Raw genomic sequence first — 24885 nt, forward strand, 5'->3', positions numbered from 1 at the left:
CCCGGCGTGGGTCGTCTCGCGCGAAGGCCTCGCTCAGAGCTTGCCGAACACCGCTTCGAAGCCGGCCTTGTCGCCAGCCGCCAGCAACCGCGCCTGCTCGATCCAGCGATCGCGGCTCATCCGGCCGGTGAAGTTGCCAAGCTGCGCGTCGATGCGCTGCGCCTCGCTGTCCGACAGCGCCGCCATCTCGCCGACCGTCGCGACGCCGAGCGCGCCAAGCTGTGCCGCAACCTTCGGACCGAGGCCCTTCAATTGCGTGACGGGGCCGTCCGCATAGGACTGCGCCGGTACTGCAGGTGCGATCGGCGCCTCTTCGGGCAGCGCTACGGGTGCGGGTGCGGCAGTTTCGGTTGCTGGGTTTGCCTCCAGGGGCGACGCGGCGGCGATCGGTTCGTCGGCCACAGGGGCGTGCGATTCCGGCGCATCGTCGTCGCGCAAGACGGGCGTAGGTTCGGGCGCACTGCGCACGGGTGCAGTCGGGGGCGGCGCAGACGGCGCGATTGGCGCCTGCGTCTGCACCTGGGATTGCTCGGCCTTGCTTGGCTCGATCTCTGGTTTCGCCGCGATCGGCTCGGGTGGTTTTGCCGAGACCGGCTCGGGCGGAACGCCGGCCTCCTCGGCGTTGGCGATCACGTCGTGCGCGGCCTTGGTGCGGCTGCGCTTGGCCCGGATGCCCCAGATCAGCCCGATCACGACGAGGATCGCGACTACGGCGATGATCGTGAAGTGGATCGCTGTCAGCGTGGCGATGCCGTCGGGGAGCAGGCTCAGGCCCGAGGCGGAGGTCGCGGAAGTTTCGTTCATTGCCATACCGTAGCGCCGCGCGCTGCGGGCGGCGAGATCAAATCGGCTGGCTCGCACCTGACGATCCTCCCCCGCAAGGGGTAGGTGTCGCCGAAGGTGACGGAGGCGGAGGAAACGGAACAGGGGTTTTGCCTACCTCCCCCTCCGTCTGGCAGAGCCAGCCACCTCCCCCTGGCGGGGGAGGATCGAGACGCATCACCCGCGCGCGATCTCGTTACCCGCGCGCGATCTCGCGCCAGCCGATGTCGCGGCGGTAGAAGCCTTCCGCGAAGTCGATCGCCTCGACCGCGCGGTAGGCGTTCGCCTGCGCCGTCGCGACGTCGTCGCCGGTCGCGGTCACGGCGAGTACGCGCCCGCCCGATGCGACCAGCCCGCCATCTTCCAGCCGCGTGCCCGCATGGAATACCGTGCCGCCCGCGGCCCGCGCCGAGTCCAGCCCGACGATCGCGCCACCGGCCTTGGGAGTCCCCGGATACCCCTCCGCCGCCATTACCACCGTCAGCGCGGTCTCGTCGCTGAACTGCGCAGCGGGCATCTCGCCGAGCCGTCCTTCCGCGGTCGCCAGCATCGTCGCGAGCAGGTCACCCTGGAAGCGCATCATCAGCACCTGCGTCTCTGGATCGCCGAACCGCGCATTATATTCGATCAGCTTGGGCCCCTGCGGCGTCAGCATCAGTCCCGCGTACAGCACGCCCGAGAACGGCATGCCTTCCGACGCCATCGTAGCGACGGTCGGCGCAACGATCTCGTCGATCGCGCGCTTCTCCAGCGCGGGCGTCAGCACGAGCGCAGGGCTGTACGCGCCCATCCCGCCGGTGTTCGGCCCGGTATCGCCCTCGCCGACGCGCTTGTGGTCCTGCGCAGAGCCGAACGGCATCAGCGACACGCCATCAGTCAGCACGAAGAGGCTCGCCTCCTCGCCCTCAAGGAACTCCTCGATTACCGCCTCGGCTTCCCCCTCGGCGAACAGCGCGTCGAGCGCGGCATCGGCTTCGGCCGCGCTGAACGCGATCACCACGCCCTTGCCGGCGGCGAGGCCGTCCGCCTTTATGACGACCGGCAACGAGAAGGTCCGGGCAAGCGCGATATCCGCCTCTTCGCGGCTCTTCACACGGACATAGCCCGCGGTCGGGATGCCGGCACGAAGGCACAGATCCTTGGTGAAGCCCTTCGACCCCTCCAACTGCGCCGCCGCCTTCGACGGCCCAAACACCGGAACGTCGGCCGCGCGCAGCGAGTCCGCCAGCCCGTCGACCAGCGGCGCCTCGGGTCCGATCACGACCAGACCGACCTCATGTTCGCGCACGAACGCGACGACGGCGGCGTGATCCGTCGCATCGAGCGGCACGAGCGTCGCAACGCGCGCGATCCCGGGGTTGCCCGGCGCGGCATACAGCGTATCGAGGCCGCGAGATTGCACCAGCTTCCACGCGAGCGCATGTTCGCGCCCCCCCGAGCCCAGCAGCAGGACGTTCATGCCCGATCCCTTTTCCGATGAATTGTCCAGCGACATGGGCCGGCTGGTAGCCGAGCAAGTCCCCGGCGACAACGCACTCGCCATGTCGGTCGGCGAACTGGCGTTCAAGCTGAAGCGGATGGTCGAGGGCGAATTCGGCCATGTCCGCCTGCGCGGCGAGATCTCGGGCTGGAAACGCGTCGCGTCCGGGCATTGCTACATGTCGCTCAAGGACGACCAGGCGGTGATCGACGGCGTCATCTGGAAGGGCAATGCGTCGAGCCTCGCCTTCGTACCGCAGGACGGCATCGAGGTGATCGCGACCGGCAAGCTCACCACCTATCCCGGCCGCTCGAAATACCAGATCGTCATCGAACGGATGGAGCTGGCCGGCGCCGGCGCGCTGATGGCGTTGCTGGAGAAACTGAAAGCGAAGCTTGCGGGCGAAGGGCTGTTCGACGGCGCGCGGAAAAAGCGCCTGCCGTTCATGCCGAAGGTGATCGGCGTCGTCACCTCGGGCACCGGCGCAGTGATCCGCGACATCCTCCACCGGCTCGAGGATCGCTGCCCGACGCACGTCATCGTCTGGCCGGTCAAGGTGCAGGGCGAGGGCTCCGCCGCCGAGATCGCTGCAGCGGTCCGCGGGTTCGACGCGATCGTCCCCGGCGGCCCGGTGCCGCGACCCGACCTCGTCATCGTCGCGCGCGGCGGTGGTTCGGTCGAGGATCTGTGGTCGTTCAACGAGGAGGTCGTGGTCCGCGCGGTCGCCGCCTGCACGATCCCTATCATTTCCGCGGTCGGGCACGAGACCGATACGACCTTGTGCGATTTCGCCGCCGACCTGCGCGCGCCGACGCCGACCGCGGCGGCCGAGATCGCGGTGCCGGTGCTCGCGGACCTGCGGTTGACGATCGACAGCCACCGCAACCGTACCGAGCGCTGCGCGCGCCGCCACGTCGAGCGTGGTCGCGAGCGGCTCGATGCGTTGGCGCGGTTGCTGCCAAAGCGCGACCAGTTGCTCGGGCCTCAGCGCCAGCGCGCGGACGACTTTGGCCAGCGTCTGGATCGCGGGCTGGAGCGTAGGCTTACTCTCGCGCGCGGCAGTCTCGATCGCTCGGGTGCCGCACTCCGTCCCGCTACGCTTGAGCGCAAGCTCGAAGCGAAACGCGCGCAGCTCGACGCGACGTGGCGCCTGGTTCAGTCGCTCAACCCCGACGCGATCCTCGACCGCGGCTATGCCCGCGTCACTGCGCGTCCAGGCGGCGAGACGCTCGCCTCGGCGACGTCGGCTCGCGATGCGGGCACGTTGACGCTCCACTTCCGCGACGGCGTGGTGGACGCGGTGACGGACACCGGCCTTGAGCGCCCCGCCGCCAAAACCTATGCTCCCCCCAAGGCAAAGCCCGCGCCTGATCCGGCGCCGCGCCAGCCGACCCTGCTGTAGAGAAGACCTGCCATGCTGATGTCCAACTCCGACCGCGCCGCGCGCCTGCACTATATGGCCAACGGTTTCCGCGTGCTTAGCCCCGGCGACCACGTCGCCTGCGCCGCCACCGGCCACCGTATCGCGCTCGAAGACCTGCGCTACTGGAGCGTTGCGCGCCAGGAGGCCTACGCCACCGCCGCCGCCGCCAGCGAAGCGATGGCCCCACGATGATCCGCGCGGCGGTGCTCGTCCTGCTGGCTGCATCCGGTGCCGCCGCCCAGCAAGCACCGCCCTCGAATACCGCGGTCCAGTCCGCCTTCCGCTGGACCGGCACGCTGAGCCAAGGCGGGCTGATCCTCGGCACCGCCCCCGCCGGTACGCGCACGCTCACGCTGAACGGCAAGCCGATCGCGCTCTCCCCCGACGGCCGCTTCATCGCCGGCTTCGACCGCGATGCGGGGTCGCAAGCGACACTGACGGCCACGCTTGCCGACGGTCGCACCATATCCCAGCCTTTGACGATCGCGCCGCGGGCGTGGCGGATCGAGCGCCTCGACACGCTCCCCAAATTTCCCGCGCCCGACCCGGTCTTCGCGAAACTCCGCCCCCCCGAACTCGCCCAGATCGTCGCCGCGCGCGCACGCACCACCGACGCCCAGGGCTGGCGCCAAGTTTTCGCATGGCCCGCAACAGGTCGCATCTCCGGGCTGTTTGGATCGCAGCGCATCTACAAGGGCGAACCCGGCAGCTATCATTCGGGCACCGACATCGCGAAACCCACCGGTGCGATCGTCACCGCCCCGGCCGACGGCGTCGTCATCCTCGCCGCCGATCACCCCTTCACGCTGGAGGGCAACCTCCTGATGCTCGACCATGGCATGGGCCTGAATAGCGCATTCCTGCACCTCTCGCGGATCGACGTGAAGCTCGGCGACCATGTGACAAAAGGTCAGCCGATCGGTGCAGTCGGCATGACCGGCCGCGCGACTGGTCCCCATCTTCACTGGGCGCTCCGCTGGACCGACGCCAAGCTCGATCCGATGCTGGTCGCAGAACCGATGCGATAACGCGCGGCTGGTTCTACCCGGCGAGCGTATCGAGCGTGCGCAACGCGCCTCACGCGCGCAGTAATACGCAACCAGCTCGTTTCGATTCTGCGCGATACTTTACCACGAGCCAAGTTCACCGCCCTCGAGCGCGTCGTGTGCTCGATGCCATCCGCCATCGCTGCTCGCGTCGCCTGACGCTCGGCGACGTCGTCGGTCCAAGTGACGGTTGGCGATCGGAATTGATCCGTCGAGCCTCGATCCCGCGGCACAGTGGGCGGCGCGGCCTGATACGCTATCTCCGTCCCGTACTCGACGCGCTGGCCGGCCTTGGCGAGGCGCGACGACCCGGTGACGGTCGTTATGCCGCGTGATGTTCTCCGATGCCGACTTCATCGGATGCGACTGCCGACCACGTCCGTCATGCCGCCGGCGTGCCAAGAAAGACCCGCTGCATGGCGAACAAGCCCGGGTTCAATTCCTCATGTCACGCGGACTGGATATATTCGCGCATCGCCGCGGCGTCGGCTTCGATCCGGTCGATGCGGTATTTGACGAGGTCGCCGATCGACACGAACCCGACCAGCACGTCGCCCTCGATCACCGGAAGGTGCCGGATTCGCCGCCGGGTCATCAGTGACAACGCCCCGATCGCCGACTCGTTGGGACCGATCGACTTCACCGCGGTGGTCATCACGTCACCGATCCGCCGTTCCAGCGCCGCTGCACCATCGGACTGCAAGCAATGGATCACATCGCGCTCCGAGAAGATACCGACGACGCGGCCGCCATCGAGCACCGGCGCGGCGCCGATCCGCTTCTCCGCAAGCAGCGCCACCGCCTCGGCCACCGTAGAGTCCGGTGCCAGCGATTGTATGTCGCCCTTGTCCTTCAGGATCGCCGCGATCGTCATCTTCGCCTCTCCTCACTTGCGTCTGGTGCGCGTGGGTTGAGGAAACCATGTTTGCGCGGCAATGGGAAGCTATGACCGATCGCGCGCCTACGCCCGGACTGCCGCCAGAACCGTCGGACCGCTCACCGGTCGGGCTCGACGATCCACATTATGCCGCGTTCGCGTGGGCACGGTTTCGCGGGATCATGGCGTGGATGGTGCTGGCCGCGGCGATCTGCGTCGCGGCGGTGATCATGGCGATGGCGCACCTCCAGGGGCCGCTGCATCTGGTGACGATGTTGGCGGTGATCGGCGGAGTCGGCGGATCGGTGATGATGGCCGGACTGCTGATGGGGCTCGCGTTCCTCAGTTCGGGAAGCGGGCATGACGAGGACGTCGCGCGGATCGAGTGAGCGGACGGCGAGCGATCGCATGACCTGATACTGGCCCCCTGCCCGTACCCCTGCTCTGGCCGGGACCGGTACCTGCCTCGCGCCTGATCCGAACATAAAAAAGGTCGGTACCGCTCGACGCAGTACCGACCTTTCTCAAGCCTTCGCCATCCCGGAGTGATCCGGGGCGATGGAATCAGCCTGCCTGGACTTCGTCCGGCACCGCGCGAACACGGCGGCGGCGGGGCTTTTCCTCGACGGCGACGTCGGCGGCCGGAGCCGCTTCGGTTGCCGGGGTCGGCGCTGGCGTCGGCGCGACGGTTGCCGAGATCCCGAGCGATGGCGGCAGGCGATCCGCGTCGAACGCCGTCGGCGCGCCTTCGTCCTGCGCGACAGGAGCGTCGAGGCTGCGATCGCGACGCGGGCGACCGCGACGGCGGGGCTGTTCCTCGGTCGCGGCGACGGGCGTCGTCGTCTCGACGGCTTCGGCTGGCTGAGTGGCCTGCTCAGTGGTTTCGGTTACCGAACGGACCGCATCGGCTTCCGAATCCTGGTTGGCGTTGGCGACCGGTGCGCTCACGCGGGGCGTGCGGCGGATCGTCTCACGCTGCGGCGCATCGCGGTAATCGCTGCGAGGTTCGCGGACCTGCTCGTCGCGGGGCTGGTTCTCACGAGCCTGGTTCTCGCGGGCCTGCGCTTCGCGAGCCTGGCCCTGCTCTTCGCCGTTGCGGTCGTCGCGCGGCTGAGCGTCACGCGGGGCGTTTCGCTGGTTGCGCGGGTTGTCGCCACGGACGCGGTCTTCGCGCTGGCCCTCATTGCGCGGCTGCGCCTCGTTACGCTGGCCTTCATAACGATTGTTCTCGTACCGCGGACGCTCTTCGCGCTGCGGTCGATCTTCACGCTGAGGGCGGTCCTCGCGGTTCTGGTTGTCGCGAGCCTGGTTCTCACGATTCTGGCCCTCACGATTCTGGCGGGGCGCGTTCTGGTACTGGCCGTTCTGCTGGCCGCCATTCTGCTCGCCACGAACCTGCTCGGGCGTACCCTGCTGCTCGCCGGAGCGGATCGGTTCGCCCTCGTCGCCGTAATCGTCGTCGCCGTCGAGATCGAACGGTTGTTGGCGGCGCGGCTGCTGCTGCGCCTGCGGCTGGCTCTCTTCGAAGCGGGCGCGGGTTTCGCTCAGGACGCGGAAATAATGATCCGCGAACTGGAGGTAATATTCGATGTTGACGCGGTCGCCCTGCTGCTGCGCGTCGCGCGCGAGGTTCTTGTACTTCTCGTACAGCTGGCTCGCGTTGCCGCGCGCGCGGCTGTCGATGCGGTTGCCGGTATCGCGACCACCCTGGCCGCCGCCGCCACCCTGGCGTTGACCGCCACCACTACCGCCGCCGCCATTATTATTGTTGCCACGACCGCGACGGCGGCCGGCTTGCCGGTTGTTGATCAAGCTTGTGTCCTCAGTCGTCGAACCAAAATCTGGTCGTGCTCCGAAATGCGGTGCAAACCCCCGTCGCGCACCGACGATCTAGACGAGATCGGTGCGTCGAACTTGCCAGGGCCGCCGGACTGCAGCGACCTCAAAGCGAAGGATGCGGGTCATCGCTCTAAACCGACCAATCGTCGAGAGTGCGTGCCCCTGCCCACGTGATAGCGGCCGCAAGGGACCTACTACAAGCGAAATGTGAGGTTTAGCGCCATATTGTTCAAGTCGCGGGGGCGTGGGTTGCCACTAACGCACGCGCGTTGCCGCCATAGTCGTGGTGGAGCGCGACGTGCAGACCTCGCGCTTCGAGCAACGTGGTGACGGGGGGAGCCTGTGTCGAGCCGATCTCGATGACCGCCGCGCCGCCGGGGGCGATCAGCGCGGGGAGCTGCTCGGCGAGGATGCGGTAGTCGTCGAGCCCGTCTGAGCCGGCGAAGAGCGCGGCGTGGGGTTCGTGGTTCTGGACTTCGGGCGGGAGTTGCTCGTTGGTAGCGATGTAGGGCGGGTTGGCGAGGATCAGGTCGAACTCGCCGACGATCGCGCTGGCCCAGCTGCCGCGGATGAAGTGCGCGCGGTCGGCCATGCCGAGGGTTGCGGCGTTGGCGCGGGCGTAGGCGAGCGCTTGGGGGGAATAGTCTACGCCGAGGCCTTGCGCGGGCCATTCGTCGAGCGCGGCGAGAAGTAGGGTGCCGGGGCCGGTGCCGAGGTCGAGTATTGTCGCGGGGGCGCGGCCGGCGAAGTGCGCTTGGGCGGCGATCAGGAGTGTTTCGCTGTCGGCGCGAGGGACGAGTGCGCCAGGGCCGACGGCGAGGTCGATCGACCAGAAGCCGCGGGTGCCGGTTATGTAGGCGATCGGCTCGTGGTTGAGGCGACGTTCGACGAGCGCAGCGAAGGTCTCGGGGACGGCGTAGCGATCGGGGTCGAGAAGGATCGCGTTGCGCTCGACGCCGAGCGCGTGCGCCATCAGAAGTTCCGCGTCGAGGCGCGGGGTGGGGGAGAACGCGAACTGCGCAGCCGCGGTGGCAAGCGCTGTACTTACCCCCCCGCCCGCTTGCGGGAGGGGGTTGGGGGGTGGGCACGCGCTCACCGCGGGCGCACCGGCTGCGATGAGTCGGAAGCCCCGAACGCAACGCCCGTTTGGAACCAGCCGCGAGCCCACCCCCCGGCCCCCTCCCGCTTGCGGGAGGGGGGGAAGTAGGAACGCTCACCCATCCAGCTGCGCCAGGCGGTCCGCTTCGTCCTGCGCGACCAGCGCGCCGATCAGTTCGTCCATCTCGCCTGCGACGATCTCCGGCAGGCGATGCAGCGTCAGGTTGATGCGGTGATCGGTCACGCGGCCTTGCGGGAAATTATACGTCCGGATCCGCTCCGAGCGATCGCCCGAGCCGACCATCGATTTCCGCGCGCCTGCCCGCTCGGCATGCAAACGGTCGCGTTCCGCCTCGTACAGCCGCGTCCTGAGCACGCGGAGGGCCTTGGCCTTGTTCTTGTGCTGCGACTTCTCGTCCTGCTGGATCACGGTCAAGCCGGTCGGGATGTGGACGATCCGCACCGCGCTGTCGGTCGTGTTGACCGACTGGCCGCCCGGGCCCGACGAGCGATAGACGTCGATGCGGAGGTCCTTGTCGTCGATCTTGACGTCGACCTCCTCCGCCTCGGGCAGCACCGCGACGGTCGCCGCCGAGGTGTGGATCCGGCCGCCGGCCTCGGTGGTCGGCACGCGCTGGACGCGGTGCACGCCGCTCTCGAACTTGAGTTTGGCGAACACGCCCTGCCCGGTGACGCTGGCGACGACTTCCTTGAAGCCGCCCGCGTCGGACGACGAACCGGAGATCATCTCGACCCGCCAGCCCTGCGATTCGGCATAGCGCTGGTACATCCGGAACAGGTCGCCCGCGAACAGCGCCGCCTCGTCGCCACCGGTGCCGGCGCGGACTTCGAGCATCGCCGAGCGCTCGTCGGCGGAATCGCGCGGCAACAGCGCGAGCGCGAGTTTGCGGTCCGCGGTCTCGAGGAGCGTGCGGTTCTCGTGCAGCTCGTCCGACGCCATCGCGCGGAGCTCGTCGTCGGCATCCTCGGCCATGAACGCGAGGCTCTCCGCCTCCTGCCGTAGCCGGCGCACTTCGGTGGCGGCTTGGGCGACGGGTTCGAGCTCGGCATATTCCTTCGATACCGCGACGAAGCGATCCGAGGGGAGATCGCCGGTCGACATCAGCGCTTGGAGCTCGTCACGTCGCGCCTCGATCGCGCGAATGCGGTCGGGGGAGATCTGGGTCATGCGATCTCGTCGTACTGAATGAGGACCGAATGCAGTCGGTCCTGATCGACGAGCCCTTCCTGCAAGGTTCGGCTGGTTCGACTGAAGCCTTCACCATTGCGGGCATAGGCGATGATATGCGCTGGCGAACGCTTAAGCGCCCGTTCGTACCGCTTCTTTGGACTGCCTGAGAGAAACGGTTCCGTCGTGAAGCCAGCCCTCCGCAATTTAGCAGTCAAGCTGATGACCGCCGATGACGACTCCTCGGCTTCAGCCACTACCGCAATTTCCAGCACATCTCCCACTGGCTCATCGATTAACATAGCCAACCGCTCGACACCCGCAGCCCAGCCCACGCCGGCCGTCTCGGGCCCGCCAAGCGAGCCGATCAGCCCGTCATAGCGCCCACCAGCCAACACAGTCCCCTGCGAGCCCAACCGGTCGGTCACGAACTCGAACGCGGTGTGGCGGTAATAATCGAGGCCGCGGACCAGCCGCGCGTTGCGCTCCCATGCGACGCCTGCCGCATCGAGCCCGGCGGTGACCGCTTCGAAGAACGCACGCGCCTCGGGCGTCAAATACGCGTCGATATCTGGCGCGCTGTCGGCAATCGGACGGTCGCGCGGGTCCTTCGAGTCGAGGATGCGCATCGGGTTCTTTTCGAGCCGCGTCAGGCTGTCCTCGGACAACTCTCCACGGTGCGCCTCGAAATGCGCGACCAGCGCCTCGCGCCACGCATCGCGTGTCGCGGCGTCGCCCAGCGTGTTGAGCTGCAACGTCACGCCCTCGGAAATCCCGAGTTCGCGCAGCAACTGGTCCGCGAGCACGAGCAGCTCGACGTCCGCCGCTGGTTCAGCCGCCCCGATCACCTCGGCGTCGATCTGGTGAAACTGACGGAAGCGCCCCTTTTGCGGGCGCTCGTAGCGGAACACGGGCCCGCTGGTGGTGAGCTTCAGCGGCGCGAACTGCTGCCAGCCTTCGGTAAGGTACGCGCGCGCAATACCGGCAGTGAACTCAGGGCGGAGCGTCAGCGAGTCCCCGCCGCGATCCTCGAACGTGTACATCTCCTTCGACACGACGTCGGTCGTCTCGCCGAGGGAGCGCGCGAACACCGCCGTCGACTCGAACACCGGGATATCGACGCGCTGGAAGCAATACAGCGCCCGCACGCGTTCGAACGTCGACAGGACATGCGCAAACCGGCGCTGCTCGTCGCCGAAAATGTCCTGGGTGCCACGGATGCGGCGCGGGGTTTCAATCTTAGCCATGATGCGCGCGTATCTAGGCGACGTCCCCGCTAAGCGCTAGCGCTGTGGCATGAACGACAAACCCAGATATTGGGGCCTCGGCCAACGCGTTGCCCCGCCGCGCTTCATCCTGTTCGTGCTGGTCTTTGCGATCGGGCTGGCCGCGCTGATCCCGCGCTTCGGGCTCGGGCGCGGTACGATGGCGGCGTTCGACGTCGCCGCGGTCGTGTTCCTGATCGCGGTCTCGACGCTGTTCCGCAACGCCACCGCGGCACGGATGCGTCGCGCGGCGGAGGAGAACGACGCCAACCGTGCGGTGCTGCTCGGGTTCAGCGGGACGATCATGCTGGTCATCCTGGTCGCGGTGGCGAAGGAATTGCAGGGCAAGAACGACGCGGTCGGAATCGCGCTGACGATCACGACGCTGGCGCTCGCGTGGCTGTTCTCGAACATGATCTACACGCTGCACTATGCGCATCTTTACTATGTCGACGATCCGGACGGGAAAGACGCGAAGGGTCTCGACTTCCCGAGCTGCGACGAGCCCGATTACTGGGACTTCGCCTATTTCGCGTTCACGCTGGGGATGACGTTCCAGACCTCGGACGTCGAGATCACTTCGCGCCGGGTGCGGAAAGCCGCGCTAGGCCAGTGCATGGCGGCGTTCGTGTTCAACATCGGCGTGCTCGCGTTCACGATCAACGTGCTCGGGAGTGCTGGCTGAGGGTACCGGGTAAAGGACTGGACGGCTGCCCTTTATCGCGATTACACCTCGGGTCATCGTCTCTCAGCCGGAAGGCCCTTCCTTGATCCGCAAGCTTATCGTCGCATCCCTGCTCGCGTCCGCCGCCCCTGCATTTGCGCAGGTTCCAGCAGGCAACACCGCACCCCAGCCGGTGCCGTTCGTCGACACCATTCCCGACGCGGTCGACACGCCCTATCCCGGCACGCTCCTCCTCGACGTCGATGCGACCGATACCGAGCGCGGCATTTTCCGCGTGAAGCAGACCATTCCGGTCGCCAAGTCGGGCCCGATGGCGTTGCTGTATCCGAAGTGGCTCCCCGGCGCGCATTCCCCGCGCGGCGAGATCGAGAAGCTCGCCGGTCTCGTGATCCGCGCCAACGGCAAGATCGTCCCCTGGACGCGCGATCCGGTCGACGTGTTCGCCTTCCATATCGACGTGCCGACGAGTGCAAAGTCGGTCGTCGCCGAGTTCCAGTTCATCTCCGCGACCAAGGGCGACCAGGGCCGCATCGTCATGACGCCGACGATGATCAGCCTCCAGCCAAACCTCGTCAGCCTCTACCCGGCCGGCTATTTCACGCGCCAGATCCCGATCAAGATGACCGTCACCTACCCCACCGGCTGGACCGCGGCGGGTGCGGTACCGGCCAAGGTGTCGGGCTCCACCTACAGCTACGACACGACCAACTACGAGATCCTCGTCGATTCGCCGACGCTGGCGGGCAAGTACGGCAAGGTCTGGCCGCTCTCCCCTCGGGTCGATCTCAACGTCTTCGCCGACAGCCCCGACCAGCTCGCCGCCACCCCTGCGCAGATCGACGCGCACAAGCGGCTCGTTGACCAGGCCGCCAAGACCTTTGGCGCGCAGCATTACGATCATTACGAATTCCTGTTGTCGATCACCGATCAGCTCGGCGGGATCGGGCTGGAGCATCACCGCAGTTCCGAGAACGGCGTGAAGCCCGGCTATTTCACCGAATGGGACACCGGCGCCGCCGCGCGCAACCTGCTGCCGCACGAGTTCACGCATAGCTGGGACGGCAAGTTCCGCCGCGGCGCCGACCTGTGGACGCCGGACTTCCGCACGCCGATGCGCGATTCGCTGCTGTGGGTCTATGAGGGCCAGACGCAGTTCTGGGGCTATGTGCTCCAGGCGCGCTCGGGACTGGTCAGCAAGCAGGACACGCTCGACGGTTACGCCTCGATCCTCGGCAATTACGATACCGCGCCGGGCCGCCAGTGGCGTCCGCTGATCGATACGACCAACGATCCGGTGATCTCGGCCCGCAAGCCGAAGGGCTGGACCAGTTGGCAGCGCTCGGAGGATTACTACAACGAAGGCCTGATGGTCTGGATGGAGGTCGACGCGATGCTCCGTCAGAAGTCGAACGGCACCAAGTCGATCGACGATTTCGCCAAGGCCTTTTTCGGCGTCCGTGACGGCGATTACGGCGAGCTGACCTACACCTTCGCCGACGTCGCGAAGACGCTGAACGGGATCGTCCCCTATGACTGGGCGACGTTCCTCGACACCCGCCTGACCGAGACGGGCAAGCCCGCGCCGATCAACGGCTTCGCGATGAACGGCTACAAGCTGGTCTATGGCCCCGAGCAGAGCCCGTATCTGAAGCAGGCCGAGAAGACCCGCGGCACCGACGTCAGCTATTCGCTGGGCATGGTGATCAACAAGGAGGGCGTCGTGACCTCGTCGATCTGGGACAGCCCGGCATTCAAGGCAGGGCTCGACGTCGGCACCGAGATCGAGGCTGTCAACGCGGAGGCCTATTCGTCGGATCGGATCAAGGCGGCGATCCTCGCGGCGAAGGGTACGAAGCTGCCGATCCGCCTCACGGTCAAGAACAACGACCGTTTCCGGGATATCACGCTCGATTACCATGACGGGCCGCGCTATCCGCGCTTGCAGAAGGTGGGTACAGGTGAAGGCGGGCTCGACAAGCTGCTGACGCCGCGTTGAGCCTTTGAAATCTACCGGTGCCGGCCGCTCCCAACACGAGGAGCGCCGGCACCGTCATATTCGAAAGGACCGCCATGCGTATCGATCTCATCCCGACCGGCAAGAACCCGCCGGAAGACCTGAACGTCATCATCGAAGTGCCGACCGGCGGCGAGCCCGTGAAGTACGAGTTCGACAAGGCGTCGGGCGCGCTGTTCGTCGATCGCATCCTGCACACGCCGATGCGCTATCCCGCGAACTACGGCTTCGTCCCGCACACGCTCAGCCCCGATGGCGATCCGTTGGACGCGCTGGTGATCGCGCGCTCGCCGTTCATCCCGGGCTGCGTCGTCCGCGCGCGGCCGATCGCGGTGCTGAACCTGGAAGACGAAGCCGGCGGCGACGAGAAGCTGGTCTGCGTACCCGTCGATTCGGTGTTCCCGTACTACTCGAACGTCGGCGGCCGTGCCGATGTGCCCGAGATCGTGTTCGAGCAGATCGAGCATTTCTTCACGCACTATAAGGACCTGGAGAAGAAGAAGTGGGTCCGCGTCGGCAAGTGGGGCGACGCCGAGGAAGCCAAGCGCATCACGATCGAGGCGATCGCGCGCTACGACGAAGCCAAGAAGGCCGGCGAAGAGCCACACGACCACGACGTTCCGGGGCGGTAAGACTTGTCTCCCTCTCCCCGTCGGGGGAGAGGGAAGGGGCCCGCGGCACTTGCCGTGGGAAGGGTGAGGGCACGCTCAGGTCGTGCCCTTTACCGCCCCGCCAGCCTGACCAACGCATCCCCGGACATCCGCTGGATCGTCCAGTCCTCCATCCCGACCGCGCCGACTTTCCGATAGAACGCGATCGCATCGGCATTCCAGTCGAGCACCGACCATTCGAACCGCGCGCATCCGCGATCGAGCGCCACGCCGGCCAGATGCACCAGCAGCGCACCGCCCACCCCCTGCCCGCGCGCATCCGGTGTGACGTACAGATCCTCCAGATACAGCCCGCGCTTGCCGGTCCAGGTCGAGAAATTGTGGAAGAACAGCGCGAACCCGAGCGGGCCCTGCGCCGTCTCCGCAATCAGAGCTTCCGCCGCGGGCCGCTCGCCGAACAGCGCTTCCGTCAGCATCGGCTCGGTCGCCTCGACCGCATCCGGCTCGCGCTCGAACGCGGCAAGCTCGCGGACGAAGCGCAGGATCGTGCCGACATCGGCAGCGGTGGCGGAACGGATGACGGTCATGCACTAGCCTCGATCGATGTCTGCGCGATGTCACGCCGCCGCGCCGCGTACAGGCACGCGACGACGATGATCGCCGCACCCGCCAGCGTGAACGCCGATACCCGCTCGCCGAACACCAGGAAACCCAAGCCCGCGGCATAGACGAACGAAGTGTATTCGGTGGTCGCCAGGAACCCGGTGTCGCCGTGTGCATAGGCCCAGCCAAGCAGCCACAACGACGCGGTCGCCAGCCCGGCGGCGAGCAGCAGCTTGGGCCAATGAACCGCCTCGGGCACCACCGCGAGCCAAGGCGCGGCGAGCGCCAGCGTCGCGGTGATGACGAGCGCCTGGAAGAACGCGATCTCCCCCGGCCGCGCCGCCTGGCTCTGCAGCCGCGCGATCACAAGGTTGACCGCATACAGCACCGCCGAGCCGAGGATCGCGAGCGTCCCATGGAACGTCTCGGGTCCAGGCACCTCGCGCCCCTGCCCGATCATCACGACCACCACGCCACCGAGCGCGGCGATCGACGCAAACGCAGTTTTCAGCCCGACCCGCTCGCCCAGCGTCACCGCGCCAAGCAGCAGCGCGAGGATCGGCGCGATGTAGGTCAGCGAGATCGCCTGCGCCATCGGGACGCGCGCAAGCCCCCAGAAGAACAGCACCCCCATCACCGTCGTCACCAATCCGCGCGCCAGATGCAGCTTGAGCGCCCGCCCGCTCGGCCGCCCGCTGTTCCCGAGCTTCCACGCGACCGCACCGAGCCCGACGCTGATCATCTGCCGCCACAGCAGCGCGTTATAGACGCCGATCGCCAGCACGAGCGACTTCATCACCGCATCCATCATGGAGAACAGTCCGATGCCCAGCGCGGCGATCGCGAAGGCTAAAGCGGGCGAAACGGTGCGGGGTGTCATCGAAACAGGCGAATATCAGGCGCGATCGGCTGCGGCACCGATCCGCGCCAACCTCAGAAATTCGGGAAGCGCGGTCCGAACGGCCGCAATCAACGCTGCATCGAGATCGGCGGCCGTCACCATGCGTATCCCATACGCCGCCTCGAGCCGGCACACCATCTCCGCAGTTCATACTTGTTCCCCCGCGAAGGCGGGGGTCCAGGAGCCGCAACCGTCATCGCCTGTTACCCTGGACTCCCGCCTTCGCGGGAGAACGAGAAGAAGCCTGCGCCCTGTCCCCCGTCATCCTGACGAAAGTCAGGATCCAGAGTCATTGAGGTCCGCGTTCGTTACCCTGGATCCTGACTTTCGTCAGGATGACGGGGCGTAATGGCAGCCCCTATTCGGCCGCCACCGGCACCAGCGCCGCCATCGCCTCGTCCGCTGCGTCGATCTCGGCCGCCTTCGCCTCGATCAGCCGGACGATGTGGTCGACCATGTCTGCGTCCTGGACGTGGTGGTCGGTGACGCCCGACAGATACACCATGTGCTTGCCGTTGCCGCCGCCGGTGATGCCGATGTCGGTTTCACGCGCCTCGCCGGGACCGTTCACCACGCAGCCTAGCACCGACAAGGACATCGGCGTGCGGATGTGCTGCAATCGCTCCTCCAGCGCCTGCACGGTGCGGATCACGTCGAAGCCTTGGCGGGCGCACGATGGGCACGAGACGACGCGGACGCCGCGGTTGCGGATGCCGAGCGCCTTCAGGATCTCGAAGCCGACGCGGACCTCCTCCTCGGGCTCCGCCGACAGCGAAACACGAATGGTGTCGCCGATGCCGTACCAAAGCAGGCTGCCCATCCCGATCGCCGACTTCACCGTGCCGCCGACGAACCCGCCCGCCTCGGTGATGCCGAGATGCAGCGGGCAATCGACCTGTTCGGCGAGCTGCTGGTATGCCGCCACTGCGAGGAACAGGTCGGACGCCTTCACCGCGACCTTGAACTCGTGAAAGTCGTGGTCCTGCAACAGCTTGATATGATCGAGCGCCGACTCGACCAGTGCGTCGGGGCAAGGCTCGCCGTATTTCTCGAGCAGATGCCGCTCGAGCGAACCGCCGTTGACGCCGATCCGGATCGCACAGCCGTTGGACTTGGCCGCGTCGACGACTTCCTTCACGCGCGCCGCCGAGCCGATATTGCCCGGGTTGATGCGCAGACACGCCGCGCCCGCATCGGCGGCTTCGAGCGCACGCTTGTAGTGGAAATGGATGTCCGCGACGATCGGCACGCGGCTGGCGCGGACGATCTGCTTCAGCGCGGCGGTCGATTCGACGTCGGGGCAGCTCACGCGGATGATGTCGACGCCCGCGTCTTCGCAGCGGCGGATCTGGTCGACCGTCGCGCGCACGTCGTCGGTCGGCGTGTTGGTCATCGTCTGCACCGTGACCGGCGCATCGCCGCCGACGGGGACGTTGCCGACCATGATCTGGCGGCTCTTGCGGCGGGTGATATCGCGCCAGGGACGAAGGGACATGGAGATTCCTCGGGAGTTCGAGGGCGTATATAGCGACTTGCACGGCGGAACGGAACATTGCTGGCGCTGGCCGGCATCGCGATCGTCGGCCATAGCGGCGCACGGCCTCATGGAGCGAACGCGATGACCCTGTCCCTGTACGATGCGACGATCCCGTCGAACCTCCAGATCCTCCGCGCGGTCGACGCGCTGCTCGACAAGGCGGAAGCGTTCGCCGTCGAAAAGGGTATCGACTCCGCGACGCTGATCGACGCGAAGCTCGCCGACGACATGCTGCCGTTCGGTTACCAAGTGAAGGCGTGTGCGACGCATTCGGTCGGCGGCATCGAAGGCGTCCGCGGCGGCACCTTCGCGCCCGACCTCTCGGCCTGGCCGACCGATTTCGCGGGTCTCCACACCGTGATGCGCGACGCGATCGCTACGCTTGAGGCAATCGACCGGGAGACGTTCGACGCGCTCGCCGACAACGACACGACGTTTGCGTTCGGCACGTTCGTCATGCCGTTCACCGGCGCGAACTTCCTGCTCTCGTTCTCGCAGCCCAATTTCTATTTTCACGCGAGCACCGCCTACGCGATCCTGCGCGCGCAGGGCGTGCCGATCGGCAAGCGCGACTTCATGGGCACGCCGCGCATGAAGGCGTGAACCGACTGAAACGCAGGTACCCGGATTAAACGATCCTCCCGCCAGGGGGAGTATTTCAGGGGGACACCGGTCGGTCGCGAACACCGCCTCAGCCGGTCGCACGCTTGCGGCACCGGCCCCCGCCCCGTAGGGCCGCGCGATGACGCGGCATTTCGGCATGGACTGGCTGCGGATCGGCGCGTTCGCGCTGCTGATCCTCTACCATATCGGCATGGTCTTCGTGCCGTGGAACTTCCATGTGAAGTCGCTCCATGTCGAGGACTGGGTGCGGCTACCGATGCTGGCGAGCAACGCATGGCGGCTGACGCTGCTGTTCGTCGTCTCGGGCTATGCCAGCCGCGCGCTGCTCGCCCGATCGAGCGGCACAGGCGGATTCTTCGCCAATCGCTGCTACCGCCTGCTCGTGCCGCTGCTGTTCGGCATGGCGGTGATCGTCCCGCCGCAACCCTGGGTCGAGCTGGTCACCAAGCACGCCTATGCCGGCAGCTATCTGACGTTCTGGAGCCACGACTATTTCCGCTTCGGCAAGCTCGCCGGGCTGTCGTTGCCGACCTGGAACCACCTCTGGTTCGTCGTCTATCTCTGGGTCTACACGACTGTCTTGACGCTCGGGCTGGTCGTCGTCCGCGGCGACTGGCTGCAACGCGCGTTCGACTGGGTCTTCGGCAGCTGGGCGGTGCTCGTCCTGCCGGTCGCGTGGCTCGTGTTCGTCCACGCCTGGTGGTTCCAGATGGCCGCGGAATCGCAAGCCCTGTTCGGCGACTGGGTCGCGCACGTCACCTATTTCCCCGCGTTCCTGTTCGGCTTCGGCCTAGCCCGTTCCGAGCCGGCAATGGCGGCGATCGCGCGCTGGTGGAAGGTCGGCGCGCTCGCCGCGGTGCTCGGCTATGTCGCGATCATCGGCGTCGAGCTCGAATGGCCGGGCGACATCGTCGCGCCGCGCTGGATCTACCCCGGTTACGGCGTCGCCCACGCGCTCGAGCAATGGGGCGCGATCGTCGCGCTGATCGGGATCGCCGAGCGCCACTGGAACCGCGACCATCGCTGGCGCCGCACGCTGACCGAGGCGGTGTTCCCGTTCTACCTGATCCACCAGACGATCATCGTCCTCGTGATGTACGCGCTGCTCCCCGCCGGCCTGCCGGGCTGGGCGGAGTTCGCCTGCCTGCTCGGCGCGACGACGATCGGCTGCATCGCCTTCTACTGGATCGGCCGCAGCATCGCGCCGCTCCGTCCCCTCATCGGCCTTCGCGCCCTACCCTCGAAAGACTCAGTATGACCTGGACCCTCGTCATCCACGGCGGCGCCGGCAAACTCGACAGCGAGATGGTCTCGCCCGAGCAGGATGCGGGCGCGAGAGCCGGCCTGTCGCGCGCGCTCGACACTGGGTCGGCGGTGCTGGCGAACGGCGGTAGCGCGCTAGATGCGGTCGAAGCGGCGGTGCGCGCGCTGGAGGACGACCCGCACTTCAACTCGGGGCGCGGCGCGGTCTTCACGCATGACGGCACGCTGGAGCTCGACGCTGCGATCATGGATGGTCGCACGCGGGCAGCCGGCGCTGTCGCCGCAGCCACCGCCACGCGCAACCCCGTCAGCCTAGCCCGCGCGATTCTCGACGATGGCCGCCACGTCTTCCTCGCCGGAAAGGGCGCGGATGCGTTCTCGCTCGAACGCGACCTTCCCCAGGCGGATGCCGCGTGGTTCGCCACCGACGAACGCCGCCGTCAGTTCGCCGAGTTCCAGGCCGATGGCGGCGAGTTCGACGTCGACATGAAGTACGGCACGGTCGGCGCGGTCGCCTGCGACACGCACGGCCACGTCGCCGCCGCCACCTCGACCGGCGGCGTCACCGGCAAGCGCTGGGGCCGGATCGGTGACACGCCCGCGATCGGCGCGGGGACCTTCGCCGACGATCGCGCCTGCGCCGTATCGTGCACCGGCTCGGGCGAATTCTTCCTCCGCATCGGCGTCGGCCACGAGATCGCCGCGCGCGTCCGCTTGTCGGGCGAGTCGCTGCAAGTCGCGGCCGACGCGGTGCTCGCCGAGGTGAAGGCACTCGGTGGCACCGGCGGGGTGATCGTCGCAGGACCGGACAGCGACATGGCGTGGGGTTTCAACACCGTCGGCATGTACCGCGGACGCGCGTCGTCCGAGGGTAGCCGGACGGTCGCGATCTACGCTAACGAGCCGGCATGAAGCGCTATCTCCTCGCCGCGATTGCCTCGCTCGGTCTCGCCTCCCCCGCCACCGCGTTCTGGGAGTATGGCCACCAGACCGTCGCGCAGATCGCCTATGCCAACGTCACGCCGAAGACCAAGGCGGCGATCCGCAAGCTGCTCGCGCAACAGGCATTGCTGGATACCCCGACCTGCCCCGCGGGCACGATCGAGGAGGCCAGCGTCTGGGCGGACTGCATCAAGCCGCTGAAGCTGAACGACGGATCTACGCGCTTCGGTTTCGCGTACAGCTGGCATTACCAGAACGTCGATATCTGCGCGCCGTTCGACCTCACACCCGCGTGCAAGGAAGGCGACTGCGTCTCGTACCAGATCGATCGCGATGTGAAGATGCTCCGCGACAAATCGACTCTGCCCCGCGATCGCGTCGTCGCGCTCGCGTTCCTGATCCACTTCGTCGGCGATCTCCACCAGCCGCTGCACGCTGGCGACCGCCACGACAAGGGCGGCAACGATGTGAAGGCCGACTACGGGATCTACGGCCCCGCGCGGTTCAACCTGCACTCGATCTGGGACGGCCCGCTGGCCGAGCGCGCGATCTCGACGCCGCCGTCGCTGGTGCGGCGCTATCCGGCGGCCGAGCGCGCGAAGATCGGCGCGGGGACGGTCACCGACTGGAGTCGTGAGTCCTGGGAAGCCGCGCATCAGGCGTATGCGGCGGCACTTGGCGGCGACGCGTGCGGTACGGTTCCGGCACGCGTGAAGATGGACGATGCGACGATCGCGAAGATGGTGCCGGTGTCGCGCGAAGAGGTTCGCCGCGGGGGTATTCGGTTGGCCAAACTGCTCGACAAGGCGCTCGGCTAAAACTTCACGCGCCAGCAAGGATCAAACCATATCGTGCGGGTGGCGGTGCCCCACAGATATATCGCCGGTTTCGATACTTACGGAATCGCGGTCTCGATTGGCTGATCGCAACCGGCCGACGATGGCGTAGCTGACGGAATGGATAACCAGGGTTCGGTCGCTTGGCACGAACGGTCGGGTTGCCACCCGCCTCGATGGTATGCGCTCCTCGCCGCGCCGACCATTAGGCGGTCGACGGTCCGTTGCTATCGCAGATTTCCTCGCCGCGTTGCAGCCTTGGCGGATGAGCATGCCTAGCTTGATGTAAAGCAATCAAAATGAACCCATTTGCCTACATCGCACCTTCCAATGTCCATTTTTACAATTTATTATACGGATTCCATCGCTCTGCTGTTGAACACGATGTTGCGCGCCGTTACGGCGCTCACAAACAATGGAGTGCAACATGGCCGAAGATACCACTGACCTGAACGCCGTAGAACTCGCGACCGAGCTGACGATTGCTTGGCTTGGCAACCCCAACACGCGGAGTTCGGCTGACGATGTCCCCGCCTTCTTGGGCAAGATGCACGAGACGGTTGCTGCGTTGCTGGGCAGTTCGACCGAAGCTGCACCGGTCGAAGCGGCTACCGAATACACGCCTGCGGTGACCGCACGCAAATCGCTGGCGTCGAAAGATCACATCATCTCGATGATCGATGGCAAGTCGTACAAGACCTTGCGTCGTCATCTCGCGACGCACGGCATGACGCCCGCCGAGTACCGCGAACGCTATGGCCTGAAGCCCGACTATCCGATGGTCGCCGAGAACTACTCGGAAAGCCGTCGCGCGATGGCGAAGAAGATCGGTCTCGGCCGCAAGCCCGGTCCGGTCAAGACCGACGCTGCTGCGCCCACCCCGCGCAAGCGCAAGACGGAGACTGCCGCCGCCGAGTAAGCGGTTGCAGTTCGCGTATGAAAAAGGACCGGCGCCTCGCGGCACCGGTCCTTTTTTTGTCGCGCAGAGGAGCCGCTGGTGGCCCGCTATTTTCCGAACGTGCCGCGGCGATAGAGCAAGGTGATCGCCACGCGTCGGTTACGCGGGTCCGCGGCGTTCTTGACGATCAGCGGTTCGCGGTCGGCAACCCCTTCGATGCGTTCGAACCGGGCTTCCGGCGTTCCACCCGCCAGCAGGCGCCGCCGCGTAGCCTCGGCGCGACCCGACGACAGCATCCAGTTGTTCATCGCGCGCGGATCGCCATACGGCACGCTGTCGGTATGGCCGCGGATCATGATCGGGTTCTGCAGGCCCTGGACCGAGCCCGCGATCATCCCGATCAGCACCGACGCCTCGGGATCGAGCGCGGTGGTACCGAGTGCGAACATCGAATAATCCGCATCGTCGACCAGATCGATCCGCATGCCATCCTGTGTCGGTACGAAGCGGACATGGCTGGTGAGCCGCGACAGCTTGGTGTTGCTCGACATCTGGGCGAGCACGCGCTTGCGCATCGCCTCGAAATTCTTGCGATCTTCCTTGGTCAGCGCGTCGCGGCTTTTCAGCGAGCCCTTGTCTCCGGTACCGGCGGAAGGGCCACCGAGGCCGGCGTCGGGAATCGCGAGCTGCGCCATGCTGGTCTGGCCCGGTTTCGGCCCGAGGCGGGACTTGTCGAGGATCGATTCGCCGCCGAACAGCCCACCGCCGCCAATGCCGAGCGAGCGCGTGTTGAGGATGGTCGGCGCGAAGTAATCGGCGATCCCTTTACGCTGCTTCTCGTTGGTCGCGCCGACGATCCACAACAGCAGGAAGAACGCCATCATCGCAGTCACGAAATCGGCGTACGCGACTTTCCACGCGCCGCCGTGATGGCCGCCATGCCCCTCGATATAGATCTTCTTGACGATGACCTTGGGGGGCTGGTTCGTACCGTGGGGCGCGCGCGCGGCCATGACGTTACTTGCCTCCCATCTTACTTGCCACGAAGCCCGTCGAAGACTTCGGCGAAGCCCGGCTGGTTCTTGTGCGCGATGCCCGAGCGCGCGGCCTCGATCACCAGCGGCTGCGGATGACCGTGCAGCGAGGCGATGATGATCTGCTTCACGACGTCATAGATCGAGGCGTCGGCATCGAGCACCTGCTTCAGCCGGTTCGCTAGCGGCGCGACGATGCCGTAGGCCAGCAGCACGCCCATGAACGTGCCGACCAGCGCCGAACCGATCATCGCCCCCAGGATCGACGGCGGCTTGTCGATCGAGCCCATCGTCTTCACCACGCCGAGCACCGCGGCGACGATGCCGAGCGCGGGCAATGCGTCGGCAAGGCTGGCGAGCGTGCCGTGCGCAGCCTCTTCCTCATGATGATGCGTCTTGATCGAGTGATCCATCACCTCTTCGACCGCATGCACGTCGAGCGTACCCGACGACACCACGACCAGGCGCAGCGTATCGGCGATCAGGTTGATGAGCGCCTTGTCCTTCAGGAGCTTCGGGTATTCGGCGAATACGGCGGACGACTGCGGATCCTCGACATGCGGCTCGAGCGCGATCGGCCCGTCCATCCGCAGCATCTTCATCAGCTTGCTGACGAGGAAGATGACGTCGAGATAGTCCTGCTTCTTGTATTTCGGGCCCTTGAAGACCTTGCCCAGGCCGGCGCCGAGACCTTTCAGCTCCTTGCCCGAATTGCCGATGATCAGCGCGCCGGCGGCGGCACCACCGATGATCAGCATCTCGTGCGGGATAGCCTCCATGACGGGGCCGAGCGCGCCGCCGGTGAAGGCGAATCCGCCGAACACCATGACGAGCAGGACGACGATGCCGATGACCGGAAACATGGTGTTCGAAATTCCCCCAGGGCCGACAGCGGCACTTACGTCGCCAGAGAATTAACCGGATTTGGTAGCCAACCGGTTACCAGATGCGCGCCTGCGCAATTAAAAACGGTCAGCGAAGATAATCGAAGAGCGACAGCGCCGAGAGCTTCGAGAAGCTGGCCTGCGTCGCCGACAGGATCGTCATCGTCTTCTGCAACTCGACCACCGCCGTCGGGATATCGGTGTCCTCGAGCGCGGAGCGGGTCTCTTCGCGGTCCACGCCGGTATCCTTCAACCGCGCCGCCTCCAGATCGACTCGCGCCGCCCGGGCGCCAAGCGACGACTGGACCATCGACACCTGATCCGATGCCGCACTGATGTCTTTCAGCGAGGTATCGAGCGCGCCCGGCGTGTAATCGTCGGATTGCAGCGCAGTCGCAATGGCGGAAAGCATTTCCAGCGTGTTGATACCGCCATCGATGCCGCCTTCGGCGTTGGCTTTGCCGCCGACGGTGAAGATGCGTGCGGCGGTTTCGTTCGCCTGGATGCTCTGGCCGTCACCGATCGGGATCCCCGATACGGGCTTTCCGGCGAGCGCGTAGCTGCCATCGGCGGCGACCGCAGGCGCTCCATCGGCGCCTCCGAACAACGCCTGGCCGCGGGCGTCCTTGGCATTGGCGAGATTGGCGAGCGTCGCGACGATACCGGCGAGCTGGACCCCGATGGCCTTGCGGTTCGCCGGGTTGAGCGTGCCGTTCAGCGCCTGCGTCGTCAGCTCCGCCGCGCTCTGCAACTGATCGGTGATCGCGGTCAGACTGGTATCGGCCTGCGTCAGCACCGATGCGGCGGTATCGAGGTTCGCGGCATACGCCTTGTCGTTCGCGGTATCGCGCGCGAGCCCGGCGAGCCGCTGATACGCGACGCTGTCCTGCGACGGCGCGGAGAACCGCTTGGTGCTCGCGATCTGCGTCTGGAGCGCATCCGCCTTGCCGGTAAGCGACGCCATCGTGCTCGCGGCACGATCGTAGAAGAGGCTGGTGGCGATCTGCATGAGCG

26 protein-coding genes are annotated in these 24885 nt (G+C 66.6%); 13 read left to right on the forward strand and 13 right to left on the reverse strand.

Annotation, left to right across the window (positions count from 1 at the left end; all coding sequences use genetic code 11):
- Window positions 1-33: 33 nt before the first annotated feature.
- Both IFR23_RS07150 and purD read right to left on the reverse strand, forming a co-directional pair.
- Window positions 34-804 carry a hypothetical protein gene (locus IFR23_RS07150; RefSeq protein WP_192975272.1) on the reverse strand — a complete coding sequence of 257 codons (771 nt, stop codon included), beginning with the start codon at window positions 802-804 and terminating at the stop codon, window positions 34-36.
- 214 nt (window positions 805-1018) lie between these two features.
- The gene (gene purD / locus IFR23_RS07155) at window positions 1019-2281 is read right to left on the reverse strand and encodes a phosphoribosylamine--glycine ligase (protein ID WP_192975273.1); all 1263 of its coding nucleotides are present in this window, start codon (window positions 2279-2281) and stop codon (window positions 1019-1021) included.
- Here purD and xseA point away from each other — a divergent pair.
- From xseA to IFR23_RS07175, 4 genes are all read left to right on the forward strand, one after another.
- Window positions 2280-3704 (forward strand): exodeoxyribonuclease VII large subunit, encoded by a 1425-nt coding sequence (xseA, locus tag IFR23_RS07160; RefSeq protein ID WP_192975274.1) that lies wholly within the window; start codon window positions 2280-2282, stop codon window positions 3702-3704. The two genes, purD and xseA, sit on opposite strands and share 2 nt — an antisense overlap.
- Before the next feature lie 12 nt (window positions 3705-3716).
- Complete coding sequence (locus IFR23_RS07165; protein ID WP_055881745.1) at window positions 3717-3917, forward strand: DUF2093 domain-containing protein; 201 nt, start codon at window positions 3717-3719, stop codon at window positions 3915-3917.
- Window positions 3914-4753: a M23 family metallopeptidase gene (locus IFR23_RS07170; protein WP_192975275.1), complete on the forward strand. Its 840-nt coding sequence runs from the start codon at window positions 3914-3916 to the stop codon at window positions 4751-4753. Before IFR23_RS07165 ends, IFR23_RS07170 begins: the two co-directional genes overlap by 4 nt.
- Before the next feature lie 137 nt (window positions 4754-4890).
- Window positions 4891-5106, forward strand: a complete 216-nt coding sequence (locus tag IFR23_RS07175) for a hypothetical protein (RefSeq protein ID WP_192975276.1) — start codon at window positions 4891-4893, stop codon at window positions 5104-5106.
- A 113-nt stretch (window positions 5107-5219) separates the two neighbouring features.
- On the opposite strand, the gene IFR23_RS07180 is transcribed toward IFR23_RS07175, so the two are convergent.
- Window positions 5220-5645, reverse strand: a complete 426-nt coding sequence (locus IFR23_RS07180; RefSeq protein ID WP_192975277.1) for a CBS domain-containing protein — start codon at window positions 5643-5645, stop codon at window positions 5220-5222.
- Window positions 5646-5716: 71 nt separating this feature from the next.
- Between IFR23_RS07180 and IFR23_RS07185 the strand changes: the two genes are divergently transcribed.
- Window positions 5717-6037, forward strand: coding sequence for a hypothetical protein (locus tag IFR23_RS07185; RefSeq protein ID WP_192975278.1), 321 nt, complete (start codon window positions 5717-5719; stop codon window positions 6035-6037).
- Window positions 6038-6212: 175 nt separating this feature from the next.
- On the opposite strand, the gene IFR23_RS07190 is transcribed toward IFR23_RS07185, so the two are convergent.
- The 4 genes from IFR23_RS07190 to hisS all read right to left on the reverse strand — a co-directional run bounded on the left by IFR23_RS07190 (window position 6213) and on the right by hisS (window position 11021).
- Window positions 6213-7460: a DUF4167 domain-containing protein gene (locus tag IFR23_RS07190; RefSeq protein WP_192975279.1), complete on the reverse strand. Its 1248-nt coding sequence runs from the start codon at window positions 7458-7460 to the stop codon at window positions 6213-6215.
- 256 nt (window positions 7461-7716) lie between these two features.
- Window positions 7717-8583 (reverse strand): peptide chain release factor N(5)-glutamine methyltransferase, encoded by an 867-nt coding sequence (gene prmC / locus IFR23_RS07195; RefSeq protein ID WP_192975280.1) that lies wholly within the window; start codon window positions 8581-8583, stop codon window positions 7717-7719.
- 117 nt (window positions 8584-8700) lie between these two features.
- Window positions 8701-9774, reverse strand: a complete 1074-nt coding sequence (gene prfA, locus IFR23_RS07200) for a peptide chain release factor 1 (protein WP_056053173.1) — start codon at window positions 9772-9774, stop codon at window positions 8701-8703.
- A complete protein-coding gene (gene hisS, locus IFR23_RS07205; protein WP_192975281.1) occupies window positions 9771-11021 on the reverse strand; it encodes a histidine--tRNA ligase in 1251 nt (416 codons plus the stop codon). The genes prfA and hisS overlap by 4 nt, the downstream gene beginning before the upstream one ends.
- A gap of 49 nt (window positions 11022-11070) precedes the next feature.
- On the opposite strand from hisS, the gene IFR23_RS07210 reads away from it, so the two are divergent.
- The 3 genes from IFR23_RS07210 to ppa all read left to right on the forward strand — a co-directional run bounded on the left by IFR23_RS07210 (window position 11071) and on the right by ppa (window position 14370).
- Complete coding sequence (locus IFR23_RS07210; RefSeq protein ID WP_192975282.1) at window positions 11071-11724, forward strand: DUF1345 domain-containing protein; 654 nt, start codon at window positions 11071-11073, stop codon at window positions 11722-11724.
- A gap of 82 nt (window positions 11725-11806) precedes the next feature.
- Window positions 11807-13720 carry a M61 family metallopeptidase gene (locus tag IFR23_RS07215; protein WP_192975283.1) on the forward strand — a complete coding sequence of 638 codons (1914 nt, stop codon included), beginning with the start codon at window positions 11807-11809 and terminating at the stop codon, window positions 13718-13720.
- A 74-nt stretch (window positions 13721-13794) separates the two neighbouring features.
- Window positions 13795-14370, forward strand: coding sequence for an inorganic diphosphatase (ppa, locus tag IFR23_RS07220; protein ID WP_107963463.1), 576 nt, complete (start codon window positions 13795-13797; stop codon window positions 14368-14370).
- A gap of 89 nt (window positions 14371-14459) precedes the next feature.
- Here ppa and IFR23_RS07225 read toward each other — a convergent pair whose 3' ends face one another.
- The 3 genes from IFR23_RS07225 to ispG form a co-directional block, all read right to left on the reverse strand.
- Entirely contained in the window at window positions 14460-14936 is a 477-nt protein-coding gene (locus IFR23_RS07225; protein WP_192975284.1) for a GNAT family N-acetyltransferase, read from the reverse strand.
- Window positions 14933-15832: a DMT family transporter gene (locus IFR23_RS07230; RefSeq protein ID WP_192975285.1), complete on the reverse strand. Its 900-nt coding sequence runs from the start codon at window positions 15830-15832 to the stop codon at window positions 14933-14935. Before IFR23_RS07230 ends, IFR23_RS07225 begins: the two co-directional genes overlap by 4 nt.
- 379 nt (window positions 15833-16211) lie before the next feature.
- Entirely contained in the window at window positions 16212-17348 is a 1137-nt protein-coding gene (gene ispG / locus IFR23_RS07235; protein ID WP_192975286.1) for a flavodoxin-dependent (E)-4-hydroxy-3-methylbut-2-enyl-diphosphate synthase, read from the reverse strand.
- 123 nt (window positions 17349-17471) lie between these two features.
- On the opposite strand from ispG, the gene IFR23_RS07240 reads away from it, so the two are divergent.
- The 5 genes from IFR23_RS07240 to IFR23_RS07260 all read left to right on the forward strand — a co-directional run bounded on the left by IFR23_RS07240 (window position 17472) and on the right by IFR23_RS07260 (window position 21974).
- Entirely contained in the window at window positions 17472-17993 is a 522-nt protein-coding gene (locus IFR23_RS07240) for a DUF1993 domain-containing protein (protein ID WP_192975287.1), read from the forward strand.
- Between the two features lie 139 nt (window positions 17994-18132).
- On the forward strand, window positions 18133-19272 hold the full coding sequence (locus IFR23_RS07245; protein ID WP_192975288.1) for an acyltransferase family protein: 1140 nt from the start codon (window positions 18133-18135) through the stop codon (window positions 19270-19272).
- Window positions 19269-20189 carry an isoaspartyl peptidase/L-asparaginase family protein gene (locus IFR23_RS07250; RefSeq protein WP_192975289.1) on the forward strand — a complete coding sequence of 307 codons (921 nt, stop codon included), beginning with the start codon at window positions 19269-19271 and terminating at the stop codon, window positions 20187-20189. The genes IFR23_RS07245 and IFR23_RS07250 overlap by 4 nt, the downstream gene beginning before the upstream one ends.
- Complete coding sequence (locus IFR23_RS07255; RefSeq protein WP_192975290.1) at window positions 20186-21037, forward strand: S1/P1 nuclease; 852 nt, start codon at window positions 20186-20188, stop codon at window positions 21035-21037. The genes IFR23_RS07250 and IFR23_RS07255 overlap by 4 nt, the downstream gene beginning before the upstream one ends.
- A 445-nt stretch (window positions 21038-21482) precedes the next feature.
- The gene (locus IFR23_RS07260) at window positions 21483-21974 is read left to right on the forward strand and encodes a MucR family transcriptional regulator (protein ID WP_192975291.1); all 492 of its coding nucleotides are present in this window, start codon (window positions 21483-21485) and stop codon (window positions 21972-21974) included.
- Window positions 21975-22060: 86 nt separating this feature from the next.
- On the opposite strand, the gene IFR23_RS07265 is transcribed toward IFR23_RS07260, so the two are convergent.
- The 3 genes from IFR23_RS07265 to IFR23_RS07275 all read right to left on the reverse strand — a co-directional run bounded on the left by IFR23_RS07265 (window position 22061) and on the right by IFR23_RS07275 (window position 24880).
- Window positions 22061-22966, reverse strand: coding sequence for a flagellar motor protein MotB (locus IFR23_RS07265; RefSeq protein ID WP_192238301.1), 906 nt, complete (start codon window positions 22964-22966; stop codon window positions 22061-22063).
- Window positions 22967-22986: 20 nt separating this feature from the next.
- The gene (motA, locus tag IFR23_RS07270; RefSeq protein WP_107963454.1) at window positions 22987-23850 is read right to left on the reverse strand and encodes a flagellar motor stator protein MotA; all 864 of its coding nucleotides are present in this window, start codon (window positions 23848-23850) and stop codon (window positions 22987-22989) included.
- A gap of 109 nt (window positions 23851-23959) precedes the next feature.
- Window positions 23960-24880 carry a flagellin N-terminal helical domain-containing protein gene (locus IFR23_RS07275; protein ID WP_192975292.1) on the reverse strand — a complete coding sequence of 307 codons (921 nt, stop codon included), beginning with the start codon at window positions 24878-24880 and terminating at the stop codon, window positions 23960-23962.
- Window positions 24881-24885: the final 5 nt, after the last annotated feature.

This window comes from Sphingomonas sp. CFBP 13603 (assembly GCF_014892665.1).
GTDB lineage: Bacteria > Pseudomonadota > Alphaproteobacteria > Sphingomonadales > Sphingomonadaceae > Sphingomonas.

Coding starts and splice junctions, on each gene's coding strand:
- IFR23_RS07165 (WP_055881745.1), top strand. CDS start 3,717: ATGCTGATGTCCAACTCCGACCGCGCCGCGCGCCTGCACTATATGGCC.
- xseA (WP_192975274.1), top strand. CDS start 2,280: ATGCCCGATCCCTTTTCCGATGAATTGTCCAGCGACATGGGCCGGCTG.
- IFR23_RS07260 (WP_192975291.1), top strand. CDS start 21,483: ATGGCCGAAGATACCACTGACCTGAACGCCGTAGAACTCGCGACCGAG.
- IFR23_RS07255 (WP_192975290.1), top strand. CDS start 20,186: ATGAAGCGCTATCTCCTCGCCGCGATTGCCTCGCTCGGTCTCGCCTCC.
- prfA (WP_056053173.1), bottom strand. CDS start 9,774: ATGACCCAGATCTCCCCCGACCGCATTCGCGCGATCGAGGCGCGACGT.
- motA (WP_107963454.1), bottom strand. CDS start 23,850: ATGTTTCCGGTCATCGGCATCGTCGTCCTGCTCGTCATGGTGTTCGGC.
- IFR23_RS07275 (WP_192975292.1), bottom strand. CDS start 24,880: ATGCAGATCGCCACCAGCCTCTTCTACGATCGTGCCGCGAGCACGATG.
- IFR23_RS07185 (WP_192975278.1), top strand. CDS start 5,717: ATGACCGATCGCGCGCCTACGCCCGGACTGCCGCCAGAACCGTCGGAC.
- ppa (WP_107963463.1), top strand. CDS start 13,795: ATGCGTATCGATCTCATCCCGACCGGCAAGAACCCGCCGGAAGACCTG.
- IFR23_RS07250 (WP_192975289.1), top strand. CDS start 19,269: ATGACCTGGACCCTCGTCATCCACGGCGGCGCCGGCAAACTCGACAGC.
- IFR23_RS07245 (WP_192975288.1), top strand. CDS start 18,133: ATGACGCGGCATTTCGGCATGGACTGGCTGCGGATCGGCGCGTTCGCG.
- ispG (WP_192975286.1), bottom strand. CDS start 17,348: ATGTCCCTTCGTCCCTGGCGCGATATCACCCGCCGCAAGAGCCGCCAG.
- IFR23_RS07210 (WP_192975282.1), top strand. CDS start 11,071: ATGAACGACAAACCCAGATATTGGGGCCTCGGCCAACGCGTTGCCCCG.
- purD (WP_192975273.1), bottom strand. CDS start 2,281: ATGAACGTCCTGCTGCTGGGCTCGGGGGGGCGCGAACATGCGCTCGCG.
- hisS (WP_192975281.1), bottom strand. CDS start 11,021: ATGGCTAAGATTGAAACCCCGCGCCGCATCCGTGGCACCCAGGACATT.
- IFR23_RS07240 (WP_192975287.1), top strand. CDS start 17,472: ATGACCCTGTCCCTGTACGATGCGACGATCCCGTCGAACCTCCAGATC.
- IFR23_RS07230 (WP_192975285.1), bottom strand. CDS start 15,832: ATGACACCCCGCACCGTTTCGCCCGCTTTAGCCTTCGCGATCGCCGCG.
- IFR23_RS07150 (WP_192975272.1), bottom strand. CDS start 804: ATGAACGAAACTTCCGCGACCTCCGCCTCGGGCCTGAGCCTGCTCCCC.
- IFR23_RS07265 (WP_192238301.1), bottom strand. CDS start 22,966: ATGGCCGCGCGCGCGCCCCACGGTACGAACCAGCCCCCCAAGGTCATC.
- IFR23_RS07180 (WP_192975277.1), bottom strand. CDS start 5,645: ATGACGATCGCGGCGATCCTGAAGGACAAGGGCGACATACAATCGCTG.
- IFR23_RS07225 (WP_192975284.1), bottom strand. CDS start 14,936: ATGACCGTCATCCGTTCCGCCACCGCTGCCGATGTCGGCACGATCCTG.
- IFR23_RS07170 (WP_192975275.1), top strand. CDS start 3,914: ATGATCCGCGCGGCGGTGCTCGTCCTGCTGGCTGCATCCGGTGCCGCC.